Here is a 16,743-nt window from a genome sequence, read left to right as displayed (position 1 = left end):
CTCGCTTTCTCAGGTCAGTGGCGTGATGGTGGGGCGGTGGACGGTCAGCCGACCGCGCCCTCCATCTGGAGCTCGATCAGCCGGTTGAGTTCCAGCGCGTACTCCATGGGCAGCTCCTTGGCGATCGGCTCGACGAAGCCGCGCACGATCATCGCCATCGCCTCGAACTCGGTCAGACCGCGGCTCATCAGGTAGAACAGCTGGTCCTCGGAGACCTTGGAGACGGTCGCCTCGTGGCCCATGGACACGTCGTCCTCGCGGACGTCGACGTACGGGTACGTGTCGGAGCGGGAGATGGTGTCCACCAGCAGCGCGTCGCACAGCACGTTCGACTTGGAGCCGTGGGCGCCCTCGCCGATCTCGACCAGACCGCGGTACGAGGTGCGGCCGCCGCCGCGCGCCACGGACTTCGACACGATGTTGGACGAGGTGTTCGGCGCCATGTGGACCATCTTGGAGCCGGCGTCCTGGTGCTGGCCCTCGCCCGCGAAGGCGATGGAGAGGGTCTCGCCCTTGGCGTGCTCACCCATCAGGTAGACGGCCGGGTACTTCATCGTCACCTTGGAGCCGATGTTGCCGTCGATCCACTCCATGGTCGCGCCCTCGTACGCCACGGCGCGCTTGGTGACCAGGTTGTAGACGTTGTTCGACCAGTTCTGGATGGTCGTGTAGCGGCAGCGGGCGTTCTTCTTGACGATGATCTCGACCACGGCGCTGTGCAGCGAGTCCGACTTGTAGATCGGCGCGGTGCAGCCCTCGACGTAGTGCACGTAGGCACCCTCGTCGACGATGATCAGGGTCCGCTCGAACTGGCCCATGTTCTCCGTGTTGATACGGAAGTAGGCCTGGAGCGGGATCTCCACGTGCACGCCCTTCGGCACGTAGATGAAGGAGCCGCCGGACCACACGGCCGTGTTCAGCGCGGCGAACTTGTTGTCGCCGGCCGGGATGACCGTGCCGAAGTACTCCTTGAAGAGTTCCGGGTGCTCCTTGAGCGCGGTGTCGGTGTCCAGGAAGATGACGCCCTGCTCCTCCAGGTCCTCGCGGATCTGGTGGTAGACGACCTCCGACTCGTACTGAGCGGCCACGCCGGCGACCAGGCGCTGCTTCTCGGCCTCGGGGATGCCCAGCTTGTCGTAGGTGTTCTTGATGTCCTCGGGCAGGTCCTCCCAGGACTCCGCCTGCTTCTCCGTGGACCGCACGAAGTACTTGATGTTGTCGAAGTCGATGCCCGAGAGGTCGGAGCCCCAGTTCGGCATGGGCTTCTTCTCGAAAAGCTTCAGGCCCTTGAGGCGCAGCTTGGTCATCCACTCCGGCTCCGACTTCTTGCCGGAGATGTCGCGGACGACGTCCTCGTTCAGTCCGCGACGGGCGGAGGCACCGGCCACGTCCGAGTCGGCCCAGCCGTATTCGTACTTGCCCAGGCCCTCGAGCTCAGGGTGGGCAGTCTCCGTGGGGAGAGTCATGCGGGGTTCCTCCCGGCCGTACTTGCAGGTGCGTCAGTGGAAATCTTGGGAATGAACGTCGTGCAGACGCCGTCGCCGTGCGCGATGGTCGCCAGTCGCTGGACGTGGGTACCCAGCAGCTCGGCGAAGATCTCCGTCTCCGCCTCGCACAGCTGCGGGTACTGCTCCGCGACATGGGCGACCGGGCAGTGGTGCTGGCAGAGCTGCTCGCCGACCGGTGCGCTGCGCGCCGTAGCAGCGTACCCGTCCGCGCTCAAGGCCTTGGCCAGTGCTTCCGCGCGCTTGTCGGGGCTCGCGCTCTCGATGGCCCGGCGGTACGCCCTCGCCTGGGCGGCGATCCGGGCACGGGCGAAGGCGGAGACCGCGTCGGCCCCGCCCTCGTGCTCGGCGATCCAGCGCAGCGCGTCCGCGGCCAGCTTGTCGTACGACTGGTCGAAGGCGTCGCGGCCGCAGTCGGTGAGTGCGAAGACCTTGGCGGGGCGGCCGCGCGTGCGCGTGCCGTACACCCGCTGTTCGCGGGCCTCCACCACGTCGTCCGCGACCAGCGCGTCCAGATGGCGCCGGACGGCCGCCTGGGTCAGGCCCAGCCGGCCCGCGAGCTCGGCGACGGTCGAGGGCCCGTGGTCCAGGATGGAGCGCACGACGCGGTTGCGCGTGGAGCGCTCACCGGTCGCGAACTCCTCCTGCGGGGCCCCCGTGAGGGCCTCCCGAGCCTCGCCGACGTTTTTCACAACGCCATTGTTGCGTAATTCCTCCGGGCCTGACAAGCGCCGTGCGGATCACCGATGGTGCCCTGCATCACTTAGGTCTACCTAATCTGACCTGCGGAAACGATCTCTGATCGATCACCCGGAGCCCGGCCGCCGGGGGAATCCGGTGGCGCCCCGGCCGCCCGTCCGGAAGACTCCCCGGCCATGGCCACACCCCCTCCCACCGGGCCTCTTGTCACGCGGGACGACATCGCCACCGGGCTGCGGCTGCTCGGTGTCACCGCCGGCGAGACCCTCCTCGTACATTCGTCCCTGAGTTCCCTCGGATGGGTGAACGGCGGGGCCGTGGCGGTGGTCCGGGGACTCCTCGACGCCCTCGGTCCCCAGGGCACCCTGGTCGTCCCCGCCCAGTCCTCCGACCTCTCCGATCCGGCCCTGTGGGGGAACCCGCCGGTGCCCCGGCAGTGGTGGGACCGGATCCGGGCCACCATGCCGCCGTACGACCCCCGCACCACCCCCACCCGCGGCGTCGGGGTGATCCCGGAGACCGTGCGGACCTGGCCCGGCGCCCTGCGCAGCGCGCACCCGCAGACCTCCTTCGCGGCCGTCGGCCCCCGCGCGCGGGAGATCACCGAGGGCCACGCCCCCGATTGCCGGCTCGGTGAGCGAAGCCCGCTGGCCCGGCTGGAGGAGCGGGGCGCCCGTGTCCTGCTGCTCGGCGCGGGCTACGCCACCTGCACCGCCTTCCACCTGGCCGAATACCGCGTGCCCGGCCCGCTCGTCCGGGTCGGCCGGCCCGCTCCGGGCGGCGGCTGGGAGACGGTGACCGAGGTGTCGATCACCTCCGAGCCGTTCGGGGAGCTGGGCGGCGACTTCGAGCGGGCGCGTCCCGTCGTCCGGGGCAGGGTGGGCGCCGCCGACGCCCGGCTGTTCCCGGTGGCGGACGCCGTGGCCTACGCCGAGGAGTGGCTGCGGGCCCGCCGGTCCCCCGCGCGCGGCTTCCCGCACCCCCGCGACTGATCGGCGAGCGCTCTCCCTAGACTCGGGTCCATGCGAAGTGAGCCAGTCGTCCGGGTCCAGGCCCTGGTGAAGCGGTACGGCACGAAGACCGCGGTCAACGGCCTCGACTTGGAGACCGGAGCGGGCGTGACCGCCGTTCTCGGACCCAACGGCGCCGGCAAGACGACGACGGTCGAGACCTGCGAGGGGTACCGGAAGCCGGACTCCGGCACGGTACGCGTCCTGGGCCTCGACCCCGTACGGCAGGCGGCCGAGCTGCGGCCCCGGATCGGCGTGATGCTCCAGTCCGGCGGCGTGTACTCCGGCGCCCGCGCGGACGAGATGCTGCGCCATGTCGCCAAGCTGCACGCCCACCCGCTGGACGTGCCCGCCCTGATCGAACGGCTCGGCCTCGGCAGCTGCGGCCGCACCTCCTACCGCCGGCTCTCCGGCGGCCAGCAGCAGCGCCTCGCGCTCGCCATGGCCGTCGTCGGCCGCCCGGAACTGGTCTTCCTGGACGAGCCGACCGCCGGCCTCGACCCGCAGGCCCGCCGGGCCACCTGGGACCTGGTGAAGGACCTGCGCGCCGACGGTGTCTCGGTCGTCCTCACCACGCACCACATGGACGAAGCCGAACAACTCGCCGACGACGTCGCGATCATCGACGGCGGCAAGGTCATCGCCCAGGGCTCCCCCGAGGAGCTCTGCAAGGGCGGCGCCGAGAACACTCTCCGCTTCACCGGCCGCCCCGGCCTCGACGTCGGCTCCCTGCTCAAGGCGCTCCCGGACGGCTGCACGGCCGCCGAGCTGACTCCGGGCGCCTACCGGGTCGCCGGCAGAATCGACCCGCAGCTGCTGGCCACCGTGACCTCCTGGTGCGCCCAGCACGGGGTGATGCCGGACCGCATCTCGGTCGAACGGCACACCCTGGAAGACGTCTTTCTGGAACTGACCGGCAAGGAGCTGCGCTCATGACCACCCCGCCGGGTACGTACGCGCCCAAGCCGGGGGCCGCGCCCCTGCCCCGCATGATCGCGGCGCAGGCGGCCCTGGAGACGAAGATGCTGCTGCGCAACGGCGAGCAGCTGCTGCTGACCGTCGTCATCCCCACCCTGCTGCTGGTGCTGTTCAGCTCCGTGGACATCGTGGACACCGGCAAGGGGAAGGCCGTCGACTTCCTCGCGCCGGGCATCCTCGCCCTCGCCGTGATGTCGACCGCGTTCACCGGGCAGGCCATCGCCACCGGCTTCGAGCGCCGCTACGGCGTGCTCAAGCGGCTCGCCGCCTCGCCGTTGCCGCGCTGGGCCCTGATGACCGCGAAGACGGCGTCCGTGCTGGTCACCGAGGTGCTCCAGGTGATCCTGCTGACGGTGATCGCCCTGGCGCTCGGCTGGTCCCCGCACGGCGACCCCGCCGCCGTACTCCTGCTGCTGATCCTCGGCACCGCCGCCTTCTCCGGGCTCGGTCTGCTGATGGCCGGCACCCTGAAGGCGGAGGCGACGCTGGCCGCGGCCAACCTGGTGTTCCTGCTGCTGCTCGTCGGCGGCGGGGTCATCGTGTCGCTGGACAAGTTCGGCGCGGCCGGCCGGCACATCCTGGGTCTGCTGCCCATCTCCGCCCTCTCCGGCGGCCTGCGGGACGTGCTCCAGCACGGCGCCGGGATGCCCTGGGGGGACCTCGGGATCCTCGCGGTGTGGGCGGTCGTGGGGCTCGCCGCGGCGGGGAAGTTCTTCCGCTGGGAGTGAGCCGCGGCACGGCGCCGGGCGGGGACCCTCGTGAAAGCGTGCACAAGCGGCGGCCTACGATGGTGGGCGTGCCAAAGCTGAACCGCGCCGACGCCGTAGCGGCCTTGCGTAATCCGCTCGCCTTCATCGCCGCCCGCTGGACCCCGAAGCCGGGGACCGTGCAGCGGGCGGCCCTCGCCGCGCTCGTGATGTCGGTGGTCATCGTCGTCACCGGCGGTGCCGTGCGGCTGACCGGCTCGGGCCTGGGCTGCCCGACCTGGCCCGAGTGCACCGACGGCTCGCTCACGCCGACGCAGACGCTGAGCTATCACAGCGCCATCGAGTTCGGCAATCGCATGCTGACCTACGTGCTGTGCGCGGCGGTCGGCTGGGCGATCGTCGCCGCCCGCTCCGAGAAGCCGCGCCGGCGGAGCCTGACCCGGCTCGGCTGGGCGCAGTTCTGGCTGGTGATGGGCAACGCGGTGCTCGGCGGCATCGTGGTGCTGGTCGGCCTCAACCCGTACACCGTCGCCGCGCACTTCCTGCTGGCGACCGCGCTGATCACGGTCGCCCTGGTGATGTGGCAGCGCACCCGCGAGGGCGACGCGGCCCCCCGGCCACTGGTCGGCAAGGCCGTGGTGCAGCTGGTGTGGTTCCTGGTGGTCGCGGCCGTGCTGCTCATCGCGGTCGGCACCGTGGTCACCGGCGCGGGTCCGCACGCGGGCGACTCCAGCGATGTGCAGCGCATCCCGATCGACTGGGAGACGGTGGCCAAGCTGCACGCGGTGCTCGCGTGGATCGTGGTGACCCTGACGTTCGCCCTGTGGTTCATCCTCAAGGCCGTCGACGCCCCGCGCGGCCCGCTGGCCCGCACTCGGGAGCTGTTCCTGATCCTGCTGGCTCAGGGCGTCATCGGCTACGTCCAGTACTTCACGCACCTGCCCGAGCTGCTGGTCGGCGTCCACATGCTCGGCTCCTGCCTGGTGTGGGCCGGCGTCCTGCGGGTCCTGCTGGCGCTGCGCGAGCGCCAGCAGGCGGAGCCGAGCGTGCCCGAGCCGGCGTCCGGGGCCACGGTTCCCACGAACGCCTGACACTCTCGCACAAGCGTCTCGTCAGCCCGTACGACCATCCGCGTCACCGGTAGTACGTAGGGCGTCACCCGTATGCGGTACGGCCATCCGGCTCACCCGTATGCGGCGACCAGCGCGTCGATCGCCGGGCCCAGATAGGCGCGGGTCAGTTCGGCGCGCCGGGTGAGCCAGGCGTCGTCCACCGCCGGGGCGGGGTCGCCGTACCGCCTGCGGGTGATGTCCGCGACGAGCTCGGCGGGCGCGCCGAGTGACGGCAGTTCGGCCAGGGCCTCCCGCTTGGAGATCAGCCGCCCGTCGCGCAGGGTCACGGTGGCCCTGGCCAGGGTCAGCAGCCCGAGGTCCACCCAGATGTCCTGCCGCCACGGCCGGGCCCTGGCCACGGCGGGCCGCCAGAAGTCCCGCTGGTCCGCGACGACGAATGCGCGCAGGGTCCGGTCCGCCACCGGCGGCAGAAGACCCGCCGGCGCCTCCCCGTGCAGCACCGCCCGAAGGCGTGCAGTTCGCGCCGGGTGACCGGGGTGGGCGGGCGGCGCAGCACATGGCCGTGCGCCCAGGTGAGATGCGCCCGGCGCGGATCGTCCAGGGTGGCCGGGGACGGATAGCTGCAATGCAGCTTCGCGGCGAGCGGTGCGCGGCGCAGGCGCCGGTGCAGCCGCACGACCCGCCATACGGCTTTCGGATCCGGCGGCGCCGGGAGCACCGCGATGAGATCGAGATCGCTCCGGCCCTCCTGGTAGTCGCCCCCGGCGAGCGAGCCGTGCGCCCAGACGGCACGGGGGCGGAGCGGCGCCAGCGCGTCGACGAATCGTCCGAGGAGGTCATCCGTCTGCATACGGACCACTGTGGCGCCCCTCTGGCGCACGGGGAACCAGTCGATCAGCCGTGAATGCCCCGGCCCGCGAGCCCGGCAAGATCCAAACGAGAGGCCCCTAGCCCCCGAGCTGGATCCCGGCCATCCGCTTCCACTCGTACGGCCCGGTCGTCACCTTCGCCGCGAACTCCCCGTCAAACGCCTCGTGCACCGTGATCCCAGCCTTCGCCACCGCCTGCTCGGCGATCGCGTAAGTGGGGGCCACCACATCGCCCCAGCCGCCGTCCTCGCCGACGAGCACGATCCGCGCCCCGCGCTCCCCGATGTACGCCACCTGCCCCTCCGCGCCGCCGTGGGCCTTGGAGAAGGCGCTGATCCTCCGGGCGAGCCGGGCCACCGTGCGCTCGGCCTTCGCGTCAACCTGCTGCGTGTCTGCCATGCCTGGATGCTACCGACGAGTAGACCAAACGGCGACGGGAGGGGTGCGTGGCCTTGACCACGCGCCCCTCCCGTCCGGGAAACAGGTGCGTCAGCGCAGGAACGGGTCCACCGCGACGGCGACGAAGAGGATCGACACATAGGTGATCGACCAGTGGAACAGCCGCATCTCCTTGAGCTTCGCGCCGGTGATCTCGGCCTTCGCCCGGTTCTGGAGCCCGTGCGCCTCCCACAGCCAGAAGCCGCCGGCCGCGAGGGCCACCACCGTGTAGAACCAGCCCGTGTACCCCAGCGGGGTGAGCAGCAGCGACACGGCGACCATCACCCAGCTGTAGATGACGATCTGCCGGGCCACCACCTTGTTGGAGGCGATCACCGGGAGCATCGGCACACCGGCGCGCGCGTAGTCGTCCTTGACCTTCATGGACAGCGGCCAGTAGTGCGGCGGCGTCCAGAAGAACATCACCAGGAAGAGGATGATCGGCGCCCAGGACATCGAGTCCGTGACCGCGGACCAGCCGATCAGCACCGGCAGACAGCCCGCGATGCCGCCCCACACGATGTTCTGCGCGGTGCGGCGCTTGAGGATCATCGTGTAGACGACGACGTAGAACAGCAGGGCACCCAGCGACAGCCAGGCGCTCAGCCAGTTGACGGTGAGCCCGAACAGCAGCGTGGAGACGACCCCGAGCGCGATGCCGAAGGCCAGGCACTCGCGCGGGCTGACCATGCCGGTCACCAGCGGCCGCTGCGCGGTGCGGTCCATGACGGCGTCGATGTCGCGGTCGATGTACATGTTCAGCGCGTTGGCGCCGCCCGCGGAGAGGTAGCCGCCGAGGCAGGTCAGCAGCACCAGCTTCAGGTCGGGCACACCCTGCTGCGCCAGGAACATCACCGGCACGGTGGTGATGAGCAGCAGCTCGATGATCCGCGGCTTGGTCAGCGCCACGAATGCCTTGACACGGGCCCCGAACGGCCGGTGGGCCGGGCTCGGGTTCGTACCACCGAGCACGGCAGCTGGACGGGATTCGACGGCCGTCACGCACACCCCTGACAGAGACATCCCAGCGAGCCTCCCCCGGATGAGGTCTTCATGAAGGGCTCGCGCGTACCACGCCACTTTAGACGTTGCCCATACCCCGGCCTTCGCGGGGGTGGGGTCGTGTTGGCGGTCACACGGACGGCCCCCCGCGACAGGTTCCGCCGGCATACCGGAACACCCTTTCCCGGAGGTCCCAAAAGAGGGCCCCCACCACTCTTTTGAGCGGTCAGATGAGCACCTCTTTATTCATGTGCCAAATGCCGTCTCGCCCAGTCGGGAGGCGGATCCCGTCGATGCCCGGCAGTCTGGAAACACCCGCGAAAACGCACGTCCTTGCGAGGGTAGGCTCGACAACATCCGGCGGGCAGAAGCACGCCGGCGGCCGGGTGGGCGCGTGCCCCAGGACCGGCGAACGACATGTGGAGAGGAGCCCTGACCCAGGGTGAGCACCAAGCCGACCACCACAGACCTTGAGTGGACCGAGCTGGACCAGCGGGCCGTGGACACCGCCCGAGTCCTGGCCGCCGACGCCGTACAGAAGGTCGGCAACGGCCATCCCGGTACGGCGATGAGCCTGGCCCCCGCCGCGTACACCCTCTTCCAGAAGGTGATGCGGCACGACCCGGCCGACCCGGAGTGGGTGGGGCGCGACCGCTTCGTGCTGTCCGCCGGCCACTCCTCCCTGACCCTCTACACCCAGCTCTACCTGGCCGGCTTCGGCCTGGAGCTGGCGGACCTGGAGTCCTTCCGCACCTGGGGCTCGAAGACTCCGGGCCACCCGGAGTACGGACACACCAAGGGCGTCGAGACCACCACGGGCCCGCTGGGCCAGGGTGTGGCCAACGCGGTGGGCATGGCGATGGCCGCCCGCTACGAGCGCGGTCTGTTCGACCCGCAGGCCCCTCAGGGCGAGTCGCCGTTCGACCACTTCATCTACTGCATCGCCGGTGACGGCTGCCTCCAGGAGGGCATCTCCGCCGAGGCGTCCTCGCTGGCCGGCCACCAGAAGCTCGGCAACCTGATCCTGCTGTGGGACGACAACCACATCTCGATCGAGGGCGACACCGAGACGGCCGTCTCCGAGGACACCGTCAAGCGCTACGAGGCCTACGGCTGGCATGTGCAGCGGGTGGAGCCGAAGGCGGACGGCGACCTGGACCCGGCGGCGATCTACGCCGCGATCCAGGAGGCCAAGCAGGTCACCGACCGGCCCTCCTTCATCGCGATGCGCTCGATCATCGCCTGGCCGGCCCCGAACGCCCAGAACACCGAGGCCGCGCACGGCTCGGCGCTCGGCGCGGACGAGGTCGCGGCCACCAAGCGCGTCCTCGGCTTCGACCCGGAGAAGTCCTTCGCCGTCGAGGACGACGTGATCGCGCACACCCGCAAGGCCCTGGAGCGCGGCGCCCGCGCGAAGGCCGAGTGGGAGAAGGCGTTCCAGGTGTGGCGGGACGACAACCCCGAGCGCGCCGCCGAGTTCGACCGCATCGCCAAGGGCGAGCTGCCCGCCGGCTGGGAGGAGAAGATCCCCGTCTTCGAGCCCGGCAAGTCGGTCGCCACGCGTGCCGCCTCCGGCAAGGTGCTCCAGGCGCTCGGCCCGGTGATCCCCGAGCTGTGGGGCGGCTCCGCCGACCTGGCCGGCTCGAACAACACCACGATCGACCAGGCCAGCTCCTTCCTGCCCGAGGGCAACCCGCTGCCGGAGGCCGACCCGTACGGCCGTACGATCCACTTCGGCATCCGCGAGCACTCCATGGGCGCCGAGCTGAACGGCATCACGCTGCACGGCAACACCCGTGTCTACGGCGGCACCTTCCTGGTGTTCTCCGACTACATGCGCAACGCCGTGCGTCTGTCGGCCCTGATGCACCTGCCGGTGACGTTCGTGTGGACGCACGACTCCATCGGTCTCGGCGAGGACGGCCCCACCCACCAGCCGGTCGAGCACCTGGCCTCGCTGCGCGCCATTCCGGGGCTGAACATCGTGCGCCCGGCGGACGCCAACGAGACCGCGATCGCCTGGCGCGAGGTCCTCAAGCGCTACACCAAGGAGTTCGGCAAGGGCCAGCCGCACGGCTTCGCGCTGACCCGCCAGGGTGTGCCGGCGTACGAGCCCAACGAGGACGCGGCGAAGGGCGGCTACGTCCTGTTCGAGGCCGAGGGGTCCGACGGGCAGAGCGCGGAGCCCGAGGTCATCCTGATCGCCACCGGTTCCGAGGTGCACGTGGCCGTCGAGGCTCGTGAGCGGCTCCAGGCCGACGGCGTTCCGACGCGGGTCGTGTCCATGCCGTCGGTCGAGTGGTTCGAGCAGCAGGACCAGGGGTACCGGGACTCCGTGCTGCCGCCGTCCGTGAAGGCCCGTGTCGCCGTCGAGGCGGGGATCGGGCTGACCTGGCACAAGTATGTCGGGGACGCCGGCCGCATCGTTTCCCTGGAGCACTTCGGTGCGTCCGCCGACGGCAAGGTCCTCTTCCAGGAGTTCGGTTTCACCGCGGAGAACGTGGCCGCGAAGGCACGGGAATCCATCGCCGCCGCCCAGCGCTGACGCCCATATACGACACGTAGGAGATGTAATTCCATGACAGACGCACTCAAGCGCCTTTCCGACGAAGGCGTCGCGATCTGGCTGGACGACCTGTCGCGCAAGCGGATCACGTCCGGCAACCTCGCCGAGCTGATCGACCAGCAGCACGTCGTAGGCGTCACCACGAACCCGACGATCTTCCAGAAGGCGATCTCGCAGGGCGACGGCTACGACCAGCAGGTCTCCGACCTCGCCGCCCGCAGGGTCACCGTCGAAGAGGCCATCCGCATGATCACCACGGCGGACGTCCGCGACGCCGCCGACATCCTGCGCCCGGTCTTCGACGCCACCGACGGCCAGGACGGCCGGGTCTCCATCGAGGTGGACCCCCGTCTCGCGCACAACACCAAGGCGACCGTCGCCGAGGCCAGGCAGCTGGCCTGGCTGGTGGACCGCCCCAACACCCTGATCAAGATCCCGGCCACCCAGGCGGGTCTGCCGGCGATCTCCGAGGTCATCGGGCTGGGCATCAGCGTCAACGTCACGCTGATCTTCTCCCTGGAGCGCTACCGCCTGGTCATGGACGCGTACCTCTCCGGCCTGGAGAAGGCCAAGGAGCGCGGCCTGGACCTGTCGAAGATCCGCTCGGTGGCGTCCTTCTTCGTGTCCCGTGTGGACACCGAGATCGACCGCCGCATCGACGAGATGGGCACCGACGAGGCCAAGGCGCTGCGCGGCAAGGCCGGCGTGGCCAACGCGCGCCTCGCCTACCAGGCGTACGAGGAGGTCTTCTCCTCCGACCGCTGGAACGCGCTGGAGAAGGCGGGCGCCCGCAAGCAGCGCCCGCTGTGGGCCTCCACCGGTGTGAAGGACCCGGCGTACAAGGACACCATGTACGTCGAGGAGCTGGTCGCGCCGAACACGGTCAACACCATGCCGGAGGCCACCCTGGAGGCCACCGAGGACCACGGCGAGATCCGCGGCGACGCAGTCACCGGCACCTACGCCGAGGCCCGCGCCGACCTGGACGCGCTGGAGAAGATCGGCATCTCGTACGACGAGGTCGTACAGGTGCTGGAGGACGAGGGCGTCGACAAGTTCGAGACGTCCTGGAACGACCTGCTGAAGTCCACCCAGGCGGAGCTTGAGCGCCTCGCTCCTTCGGAGGGCTGACTTGTCACCCGTTTCGGGATCCGGAGCGAACCCGCTCCGTGACCCGGCCGACCGACGGCTCCCGCGCATCGCGGGGCCGTCGGGTCTGGTCATCTTCGGGGTCACGGGCGACCTGTCGCGCAAGAAGCTGATGCCCGCGGTGTACGACCTCGCCAACCGGGGTCTGCTCCCGCCGGGCTTCTCGCTGGTGGGCTTCGCCCGCCGCGAGTGGGCGAACGAGGACTTCGCGCAGGAGGTCCACGACGCCGTCAAGGCGCACGCCCGTACGCCGTTCCGCGAGGAGGTCTGGCAGCAGCTCATCCAGGGGATGCGCTTCGTGCAGGGCACCTTCGACGACGACGAGGCGTTCGAGCGGCTCCGCTCCACCATCGAGGAACTGGACAAGGCACAGGGCACGGGCGGCAACTTCGCCTTCTACCTGTCGGTGCCGCCGCGCTCCTTCCCGGTGGTCATCCAGCAGCTGAAGAAGCACGGACTGGCCGACCAGTCCGGCGGTTCCTGGCGGCGCGCGGTCATCGAGAAGCCGTTCGGGCACGATCTGAAGTCGGCCGAGGAACTGAACGCCATCGTGCACGAGGTGTTCGCCCCGGACCAGGTCTTCCGGATCGACCACTACCTCGGCAAGGAGACCGTCCAGAACATCCTGGCGCTGCGCTTCGCCAACACGATGTTCGAGCCGATCTGGAACCGGTCCTTCGTGGACCATGTGCAGATCACCATGGCCGAGGACATCGGCATCGGCGGCCGGGCCGGCTACTACGACGGCATCGGCGCCGCCCGTGACGTCATCCAGAACCACCTGCTCCAGCTGCTCGCGCTGACCGCGATGGAGGAGCCCGCCTCCTTCGACGCGCAGGCGCTGGCCGCGGAGAAGACCAAGGTGCTCGGCGCCGTACGGCTGCCGAAGGACCTGGGCAAGGGCACCGTGCGCGGCCAGTACGCGGCGGGCTGGCAGGGCGGCGAGAAGGTCATCGGCTACCTCGAAGAGGACGGGATCGACCCGAAGTCGAAGACCGACACGTACGCGGCGATCAAGGTGGGCATCGACAACCGCCGCTGGGCGGGCGTGCCGTTCTACCTGCGCACCGGCAAGCGGCTCGGCCGCCGGGTGACGGAGATCGCCGTCGTCTTCCAGCGGGCCCCGCACTCCCCCTTCGACCACACGGCGACGGAGGAACTGGGACAGAACGCGATCGTGATCCGCGTCCAGCCGGACGAGGGCATCACGGTCCGCTTCGGCTCCAAGGTGCCGGGCACCTCGATGGAGATCCGGGACGTGTCCATGGACTTCGCCTACGGCGAGTCGTTCACGGAGTCCAGCCCGGAGGCGTACGAGCGGCTCATCCTGGACGTGCTGCTCGGTGACGCCAACCTCTTCCCGCGCACGGAGGAGGTCGAGCTGTCCTGGAAGATCCTCGACCCGATCGAGCAGTACTGGGACAGGCACGGCAGGCCCGCGCAGTACCAGTCGGGCACCTGGGGCCCCGCCGAGGCGGACGAGATGCTCGCACGAGACGGACGGAGCTGGCGCAGGCCATGAAGATAGACCTGACCGACACCACCGCCGGCGAGATCAACAAGGCGCTCGTGCGGGGGCGCCGGGCCATCGGCACCCCCGCCGTCGGCATGGTCCTGACCCTCGTCATCGTCACCGACGAGGAGAACGCCTACGACGCGCTGAAGTCCGCCGACGACGCCTCGCTGGAGCATCCCTCGCGCACGCTGGTCGTCATCAAGCGGATCTCCCGCAGCCCGCGCGACCGCACCACCTCGCGCCTCGATGCCGAGGTGCGGGTGGGCGCGGACGCCGGCACCGGCGAGACGGTCATCCTGCGGCTGTACGGCGAGGTGTCCCAGCACGCCGACTCGGTCGTGCTGCCGCTGCTGCTGCCGGACGCCCCGGTGGTCGTGTGGTGGCCGGTGAACGCCCCGCTGGACCCGGCGAAGGACCCCCTCGGCGCGCTGGCTCAGCGCAGGGTCACCGACACCTACGCCGCCGAGGAGCCGGTACGGGAGCTCGCGGCCCGCGCCGACGCCTACACCCCCGGCGACACCGATCTGTCCTGGACCCGGATCACGCCCTGGCGCTCGATGCTGGCGGCCGCCCTGGACCAGGTCACCTGCGAGGTGCGCTCGGTCGAGGTGGAGGGCGAGGAGTTCAACCCGAGCTGCGAGCTGCTGGCGATGTGGCTCGCGGACCGGCTGGACGTGCCGGTCCGCCGCTCCCCGTCCGCGGGACCCGGCCTGACCGGCGTCCGCATGGAGACCACCTGCGGCCCGATCACCCTGGACCGTGCGGACGGCTCGCTGGCCACGCTCTCCATCGAGGGGCAGCCGGGACGCGCGGTGGCGCTCAAGCGGCGCGACACCGCCGAGCTGATCGCGGAGGAGCTGCGCCGGCTGGACCCGGACGACACCTACGCGTCGGCACTGCGGTACGGGGTGGACCGGCTGCACACGGTTCCGGAGCAGGGGGCCGACGAGGCGCCCGCCGGGACTGCCGCCGAGGGGGCCGGGGCCGCCGAGCCGGCGCCCGTCGAGGAGGCGGCCAAGGCGCCCGCGAAGAAGGCGGCGTCCAGGACCGCGAAGAAGGCACCCTCCAGGAAGGCGACGGCGAAGTGAGCACTCCCCAGCTGGTCGTCCACCGCGACAAGGAACTGATGGCCCAGGCCGCCGCGGCCCGCCTGATCACGAAGATCGTGGACGCGCAGGCCTCCCGTGGCACCGCGTCCGTGGTCCTCACGGGCGGCCGCAACGGCAACGGCCTGCTGGCCGCCCTGGCCGCGGCACCGGCGCGGGACGCCATCGACTGGACCCGCCTCGACCTGTGGTGGGGCGACGAGCGCTATCTGCCCGAGGGCGATCCGGAGCGCAATGTCACCCAGGCGCGCGCGGCCCTGCTGGACTCCGTCCCGCTGGACCCGGCGCGGGTGCACGCCATGCCCGCCTCCGACGGGCCGTACGGCACGGATGTCGAGGCGGCGGCCGAGGCGTACGCGGCGGAGCTGGCGAAGGCGGCCGGACCGGAGAACCACGGCTCGGTGCCCACCTTCGACGTGCTGATGCTGGGCGTCGGCCCGGACACCCATGTGGCTTCGCTCTTTCCGGAGCTGCCGGCCGTCCGGGAGACCGAGCGCACGGTGGTGGGCGTGCACGGCGCGCCCAAGCCGCCGCCGACCCGGATCTCGCTCACCCTGCCTGCGATCCGCGCGGCCCGTGAGGTCTGGCTGCTCGCGGCGGGCGAGGACAAGGCGGAGGCGGCGGCCATCGCCCTGTCCGGCGCGGGCGAGATCCAGGCCCCGGCCGCGGGCGCCCGCGGTCGGGCCCGCACCCTGTGGCTGCTGGACTCGGCCGCGGCTTCCCAGCTGCCGCGCTCGCTGTATCCGCCGGCGTCCCCCTGACGCCCGGCGGCAGGTAGCCGAAGGAGAGGAGACGGCGGGGACCGGTGGTCCCCGCCGTCTCCCGTATCGGGGCTCAGCGGCCGTACGCGTACCGGGAGCCGTACGGTGCCCGGCCGAGGTGCAGCGCCGGATGGTCCGTCAGGCGTATGCCGAACCGCCGCTTCAGTACGGCCAGTTCGTACAGCGCGATACCGGTGACCGTCACCGGGGCGCCGAGGATGAACACGATGCCGAGAGTGAGCCCGAGGCCGTGCAGATCGCCGGTGAACAGGTCGGGCAGGGCCATCAGCCAGGTGGTGACGAGGGCGAGCAGGGGCGGCAGAGCGCGGTGCACCGCCGCCGTCCCGAAGAAGTTCCCGGTGACCCGCAGGGCCCCGGCGCCGACGAACCAGACCAGCCATATGGACAGCAGACCCGGCAGGAACATCACCGTCGAGCCCAGCGCACCCTGATTCTGGATCAGCAGCACGGTCGCGGCGGCCGAGGCCACGAAGGTGAGCAGCAGGCCCAGGGCCCGCAGCAGCGCCGGACGCAGGGTGCGCAGCGGGCCGCCCTTCCGCCAGATCCACAGCATCACCCCCACCGTCAGCGGGGCGATCACCAGCAGGACACCGCAGGCGACCAGCAGGTTCTCCAGCATCTCCCGGATGGCGAAGTGGTGCTCCACAAAGGTGTAGACGCCGACGGCGGCGACCGTGCCCGCGGCCACCCGGAACCGCTTGAGCCGTTCGATGTCCGGGTCGAGCGGCTCCGGTATCCAGGCGGGGTGGAACACCGCCGCTGCCGCGTGATGCGCCTTCAGGTAGTTGCGGTCACGCCGGCCGCCCGGCGCTCGGTACCCCCGTGCCACTGCCGCTCCCCCACGTAGCGTCGTTCATGATCATCGGGAGTGTACGGGACACCGGGCGGCGCACCGCCCGATGCCTCGTGCTCCCCGCCGCCGGTCAGCTGCGGCCGCGGAGCTCCCGGTAGGCGGCGACGAGGGCCGTGGTGGAGGGGTCGAGGCCGGGGACCTGGGTGCCTTCGGTGAGGGCGGGTTCCACGCGTTTGGCGAGGACCTTGCCCAGTTCGACGCCCCACTGGTCGAAGGAGTCGATGTCCCACACCGCGCCCTGGACGAACACCTTGTGCTCGTACAGGGCGATCAGCTGGCCCAGTACGGACGGGGTGAGTGCCCTGGCCAGGATGGTGGTGGTGGGCCGGTCGCCCTGGAAGGTCTTGTGCGGTACCAGTTCCTCGGACACGCCCTCCGCGCGGACCTCCTCGGCCGTCTTGCCGAAGGCCAGCGCCTGGGTCTGGGCGAAGAAGTTGGCCATCAGCAGGTCGTGCTGCGCCTTCAGTTCCCCGCTCAGCTCGGCCACCGG

The 16,743-nt window shown here is 70.8% G+C and carries 14 protein-coding genes and 2 pseudogenes; 9 read left to right on the top strand and 7 right to left on the bottom strand.

The window, feature by feature from the left end; all coding sequences use genetic code 11:
* Window positions 1-44 precede the first annotated feature (44 nt).
* Together sufB and ACZ7EC_RS29385 are read right to left on the bottom strand one after the other, a co-directional pair.
* The gene (gene sufB, locus ACZ7EC_RS29390) at window positions 45-1,466 is read right to left on the bottom strand and encodes a Fe-S cluster assembly protein SufB (protein ID WP_355323241.1); all 1,422 of its coding nucleotides are present in this window, start codon (window positions 1,464-1,466) and stop codon (window positions 45-47) included.
* Window positions 1,463-2,197, bottom strand: a complete 735-nt coding sequence (locus tag ACZ7EC_RS29385) for a helix-turn-helix transcriptional regulator (protein WP_471067280.1) — start codon at window positions 2,195-2,197, stop codon at window positions 1,463-1,465. Before ACZ7EC_RS29385 ends, sufB begins: the two co-directional genes overlap by 4 nt.
* Before the next feature lie 183 nt (window positions 2,198-2,380).
* On the opposite strand from ACZ7EC_RS29385, the gene ACZ7EC_RS29380 reads away from it, so the two are divergent.
* The 4 genes from ACZ7EC_RS29380 to ACZ7EC_RS29365 are packed head-to-tail and all read left to right on the top strand — an operon-like array spanning window position 2,381 to window position 5,990.
* Window positions 2,381-3,196, top strand: a complete 816-nt coding sequence (locus ACZ7EC_RS29380; RefSeq protein WP_471067279.1) for an AAC(3) family N-acetyltransferase — start codon at window positions 2,381-2,383, stop codon at window positions 3,194-3,196.
* A 30-nt stretch (window positions 3,197-3,226) separates the two neighbouring features.
* Window positions 3,227-4,150, top strand: coding sequence for an ABC transporter ATP-binding protein (locus ACZ7EC_RS29375; protein ID WP_471067278.1), 924 nt, complete (start codon window positions 3,227-3,229; stop codon window positions 4,148-4,150).
* On the top strand, window positions 4,147-4,920 hold the full coding sequence (locus ACZ7EC_RS29370; RefSeq protein ID WP_471067276.1) for an ABC transporter permease: 774 nt from the start codon (window positions 4,147-4,149) through the stop codon (window positions 4,918-4,920). Before ACZ7EC_RS29375 ends, ACZ7EC_RS29370 begins: the two co-directional genes overlap by 4 nt.
* 59 nt (window positions 4,921-4,979) lie before the next feature.
* A complete protein-coding gene (locus ACZ7EC_RS29365) occupies window positions 4,980-5,990 on the top strand; it encodes a COX15/CtaA family protein (protein WP_471067274.1) in 1,011 nt (336 codons plus the stop codon).
* A 92-nt stretch (window positions 5,991-6,082) separates the two neighbouring features.
* Here ACZ7EC_RS29365 and ACZ7EC_RS29360 read toward each other — a convergent pair.
* The 3 genes and pseudogenes from ACZ7EC_RS29360 to ACZ7EC_RS29350 form a co-directional block, all read right to left on the bottom strand.
* Window positions 6,083-6,822: pseudogene (locus tag ACZ7EC_RS29360) on the bottom strand (nucleotidyltransferase).
* A 97-nt stretch (window positions 6,823-6,919) separates the two neighbouring features.
* Entirely contained in the window at window positions 6,920-7,240 is a 321-nt protein-coding gene (locus ACZ7EC_RS29355) for a hypothetical protein (RefSeq protein WP_471067272.1), read from the bottom strand.
* A gap of 90 nt (window positions 7,241-7,330) precedes the next feature.
* Window positions 7,331-8,287 (bottom strand): heme o synthase, encoded by a 957-nt coding sequence (locus ACZ7EC_RS29350; RefSeq protein ID WP_471067449.1) that lies wholly within the window; start codon window positions 8,285-8,287, stop codon window positions 7,331-7,333.
* Between the two features lie 436 nt (window positions 8,288-8,723).
* Between ACZ7EC_RS29350 and tkt the strand changes: the two genes are divergently transcribed.
* From tkt to pgl, 5 genes are read left to right on the top strand one after another with little or no spacing between them, the layout of a single operon-like run.
* Window positions 8,724-10,826 carry a transketolase gene (tkt, locus tag ACZ7EC_RS29345; RefSeq protein WP_471067271.1) on the top strand — a complete coding sequence of 701 codons (2,103 nt, stop codon included), beginning with the start codon at window positions 8,724-8,726 and terminating at the stop codon, window positions 10,824-10,826.
* Between the two features lie 33 nt (window positions 10,827-10,859).
* A complete protein-coding gene (gene tal, locus ACZ7EC_RS29340) occupies window positions 10,860-11,978 on the top strand; it encodes a transaldolase (RefSeq protein ID WP_471067269.1) in 1,119 nt (372 codons plus the stop codon).
* Between the two features lies 1 nt (window position 11,979).
* Entirely contained in the window at window positions 11,980-13,518 is a 1,539-nt protein-coding gene (gene zwf / locus ACZ7EC_RS29335; RefSeq protein WP_046417123.1) for a glucose-6-phosphate dehydrogenase, read from the top strand.
* Window positions 13,515-14,600 (top strand): glucose-6-phosphate dehydrogenase assembly protein OpcA, encoded by a 1,086-nt coding sequence (opcA, locus tag ACZ7EC_RS29330; RefSeq protein WP_471067268.1) that lies wholly within the window; start codon window positions 13,515-13,517, stop codon window positions 14,598-14,600. The genes zwf and opcA overlap by 4 nt, the downstream gene beginning before the upstream one ends.
* Window positions 14,597-15,379, top strand: a complete 783-nt coding sequence (gene pgl / locus ACZ7EC_RS29325; RefSeq protein WP_471067266.1) for a 6-phosphogluconolactonase — start codon at window positions 14,597-14,599, stop codon at window positions 15,377-15,379. The genes opcA and pgl overlap by 4 nt, the downstream gene beginning before the upstream one ends.
* Before the next feature lie 73 nt (window positions 15,380-15,452).
* On the opposite strand, the gene ACZ7EC_RS29320 is transcribed toward pgl, so the two are convergent.
* Both ACZ7EC_RS29320 and ACZ7EC_RS29315 read right to left on the bottom strand, forming a co-directional pair.
* Complete coding sequence (locus ACZ7EC_RS29320; RefSeq protein ID WP_471067264.1) at window positions 15,453-16,229, bottom strand: hypothetical protein; 777 nt, start codon at window positions 16,227-16,229, stop codon at window positions 15,453-15,455.
* A gap of 94 nt (window positions 16,230-16,323) precedes the next feature.
* Window positions 16,324-16,743: pseudogene (locus tag ACZ7EC_RS29315) on the bottom strand (glucose-6-phosphate isomerase); the annotation flags it as partial.

It is taken from the genome of Streptomyces sp. NPDC037203 (assembly GCF_055605065.1).
This window is presented reverse-complemented; position numbering and strand designations above follow the sequence as displayed.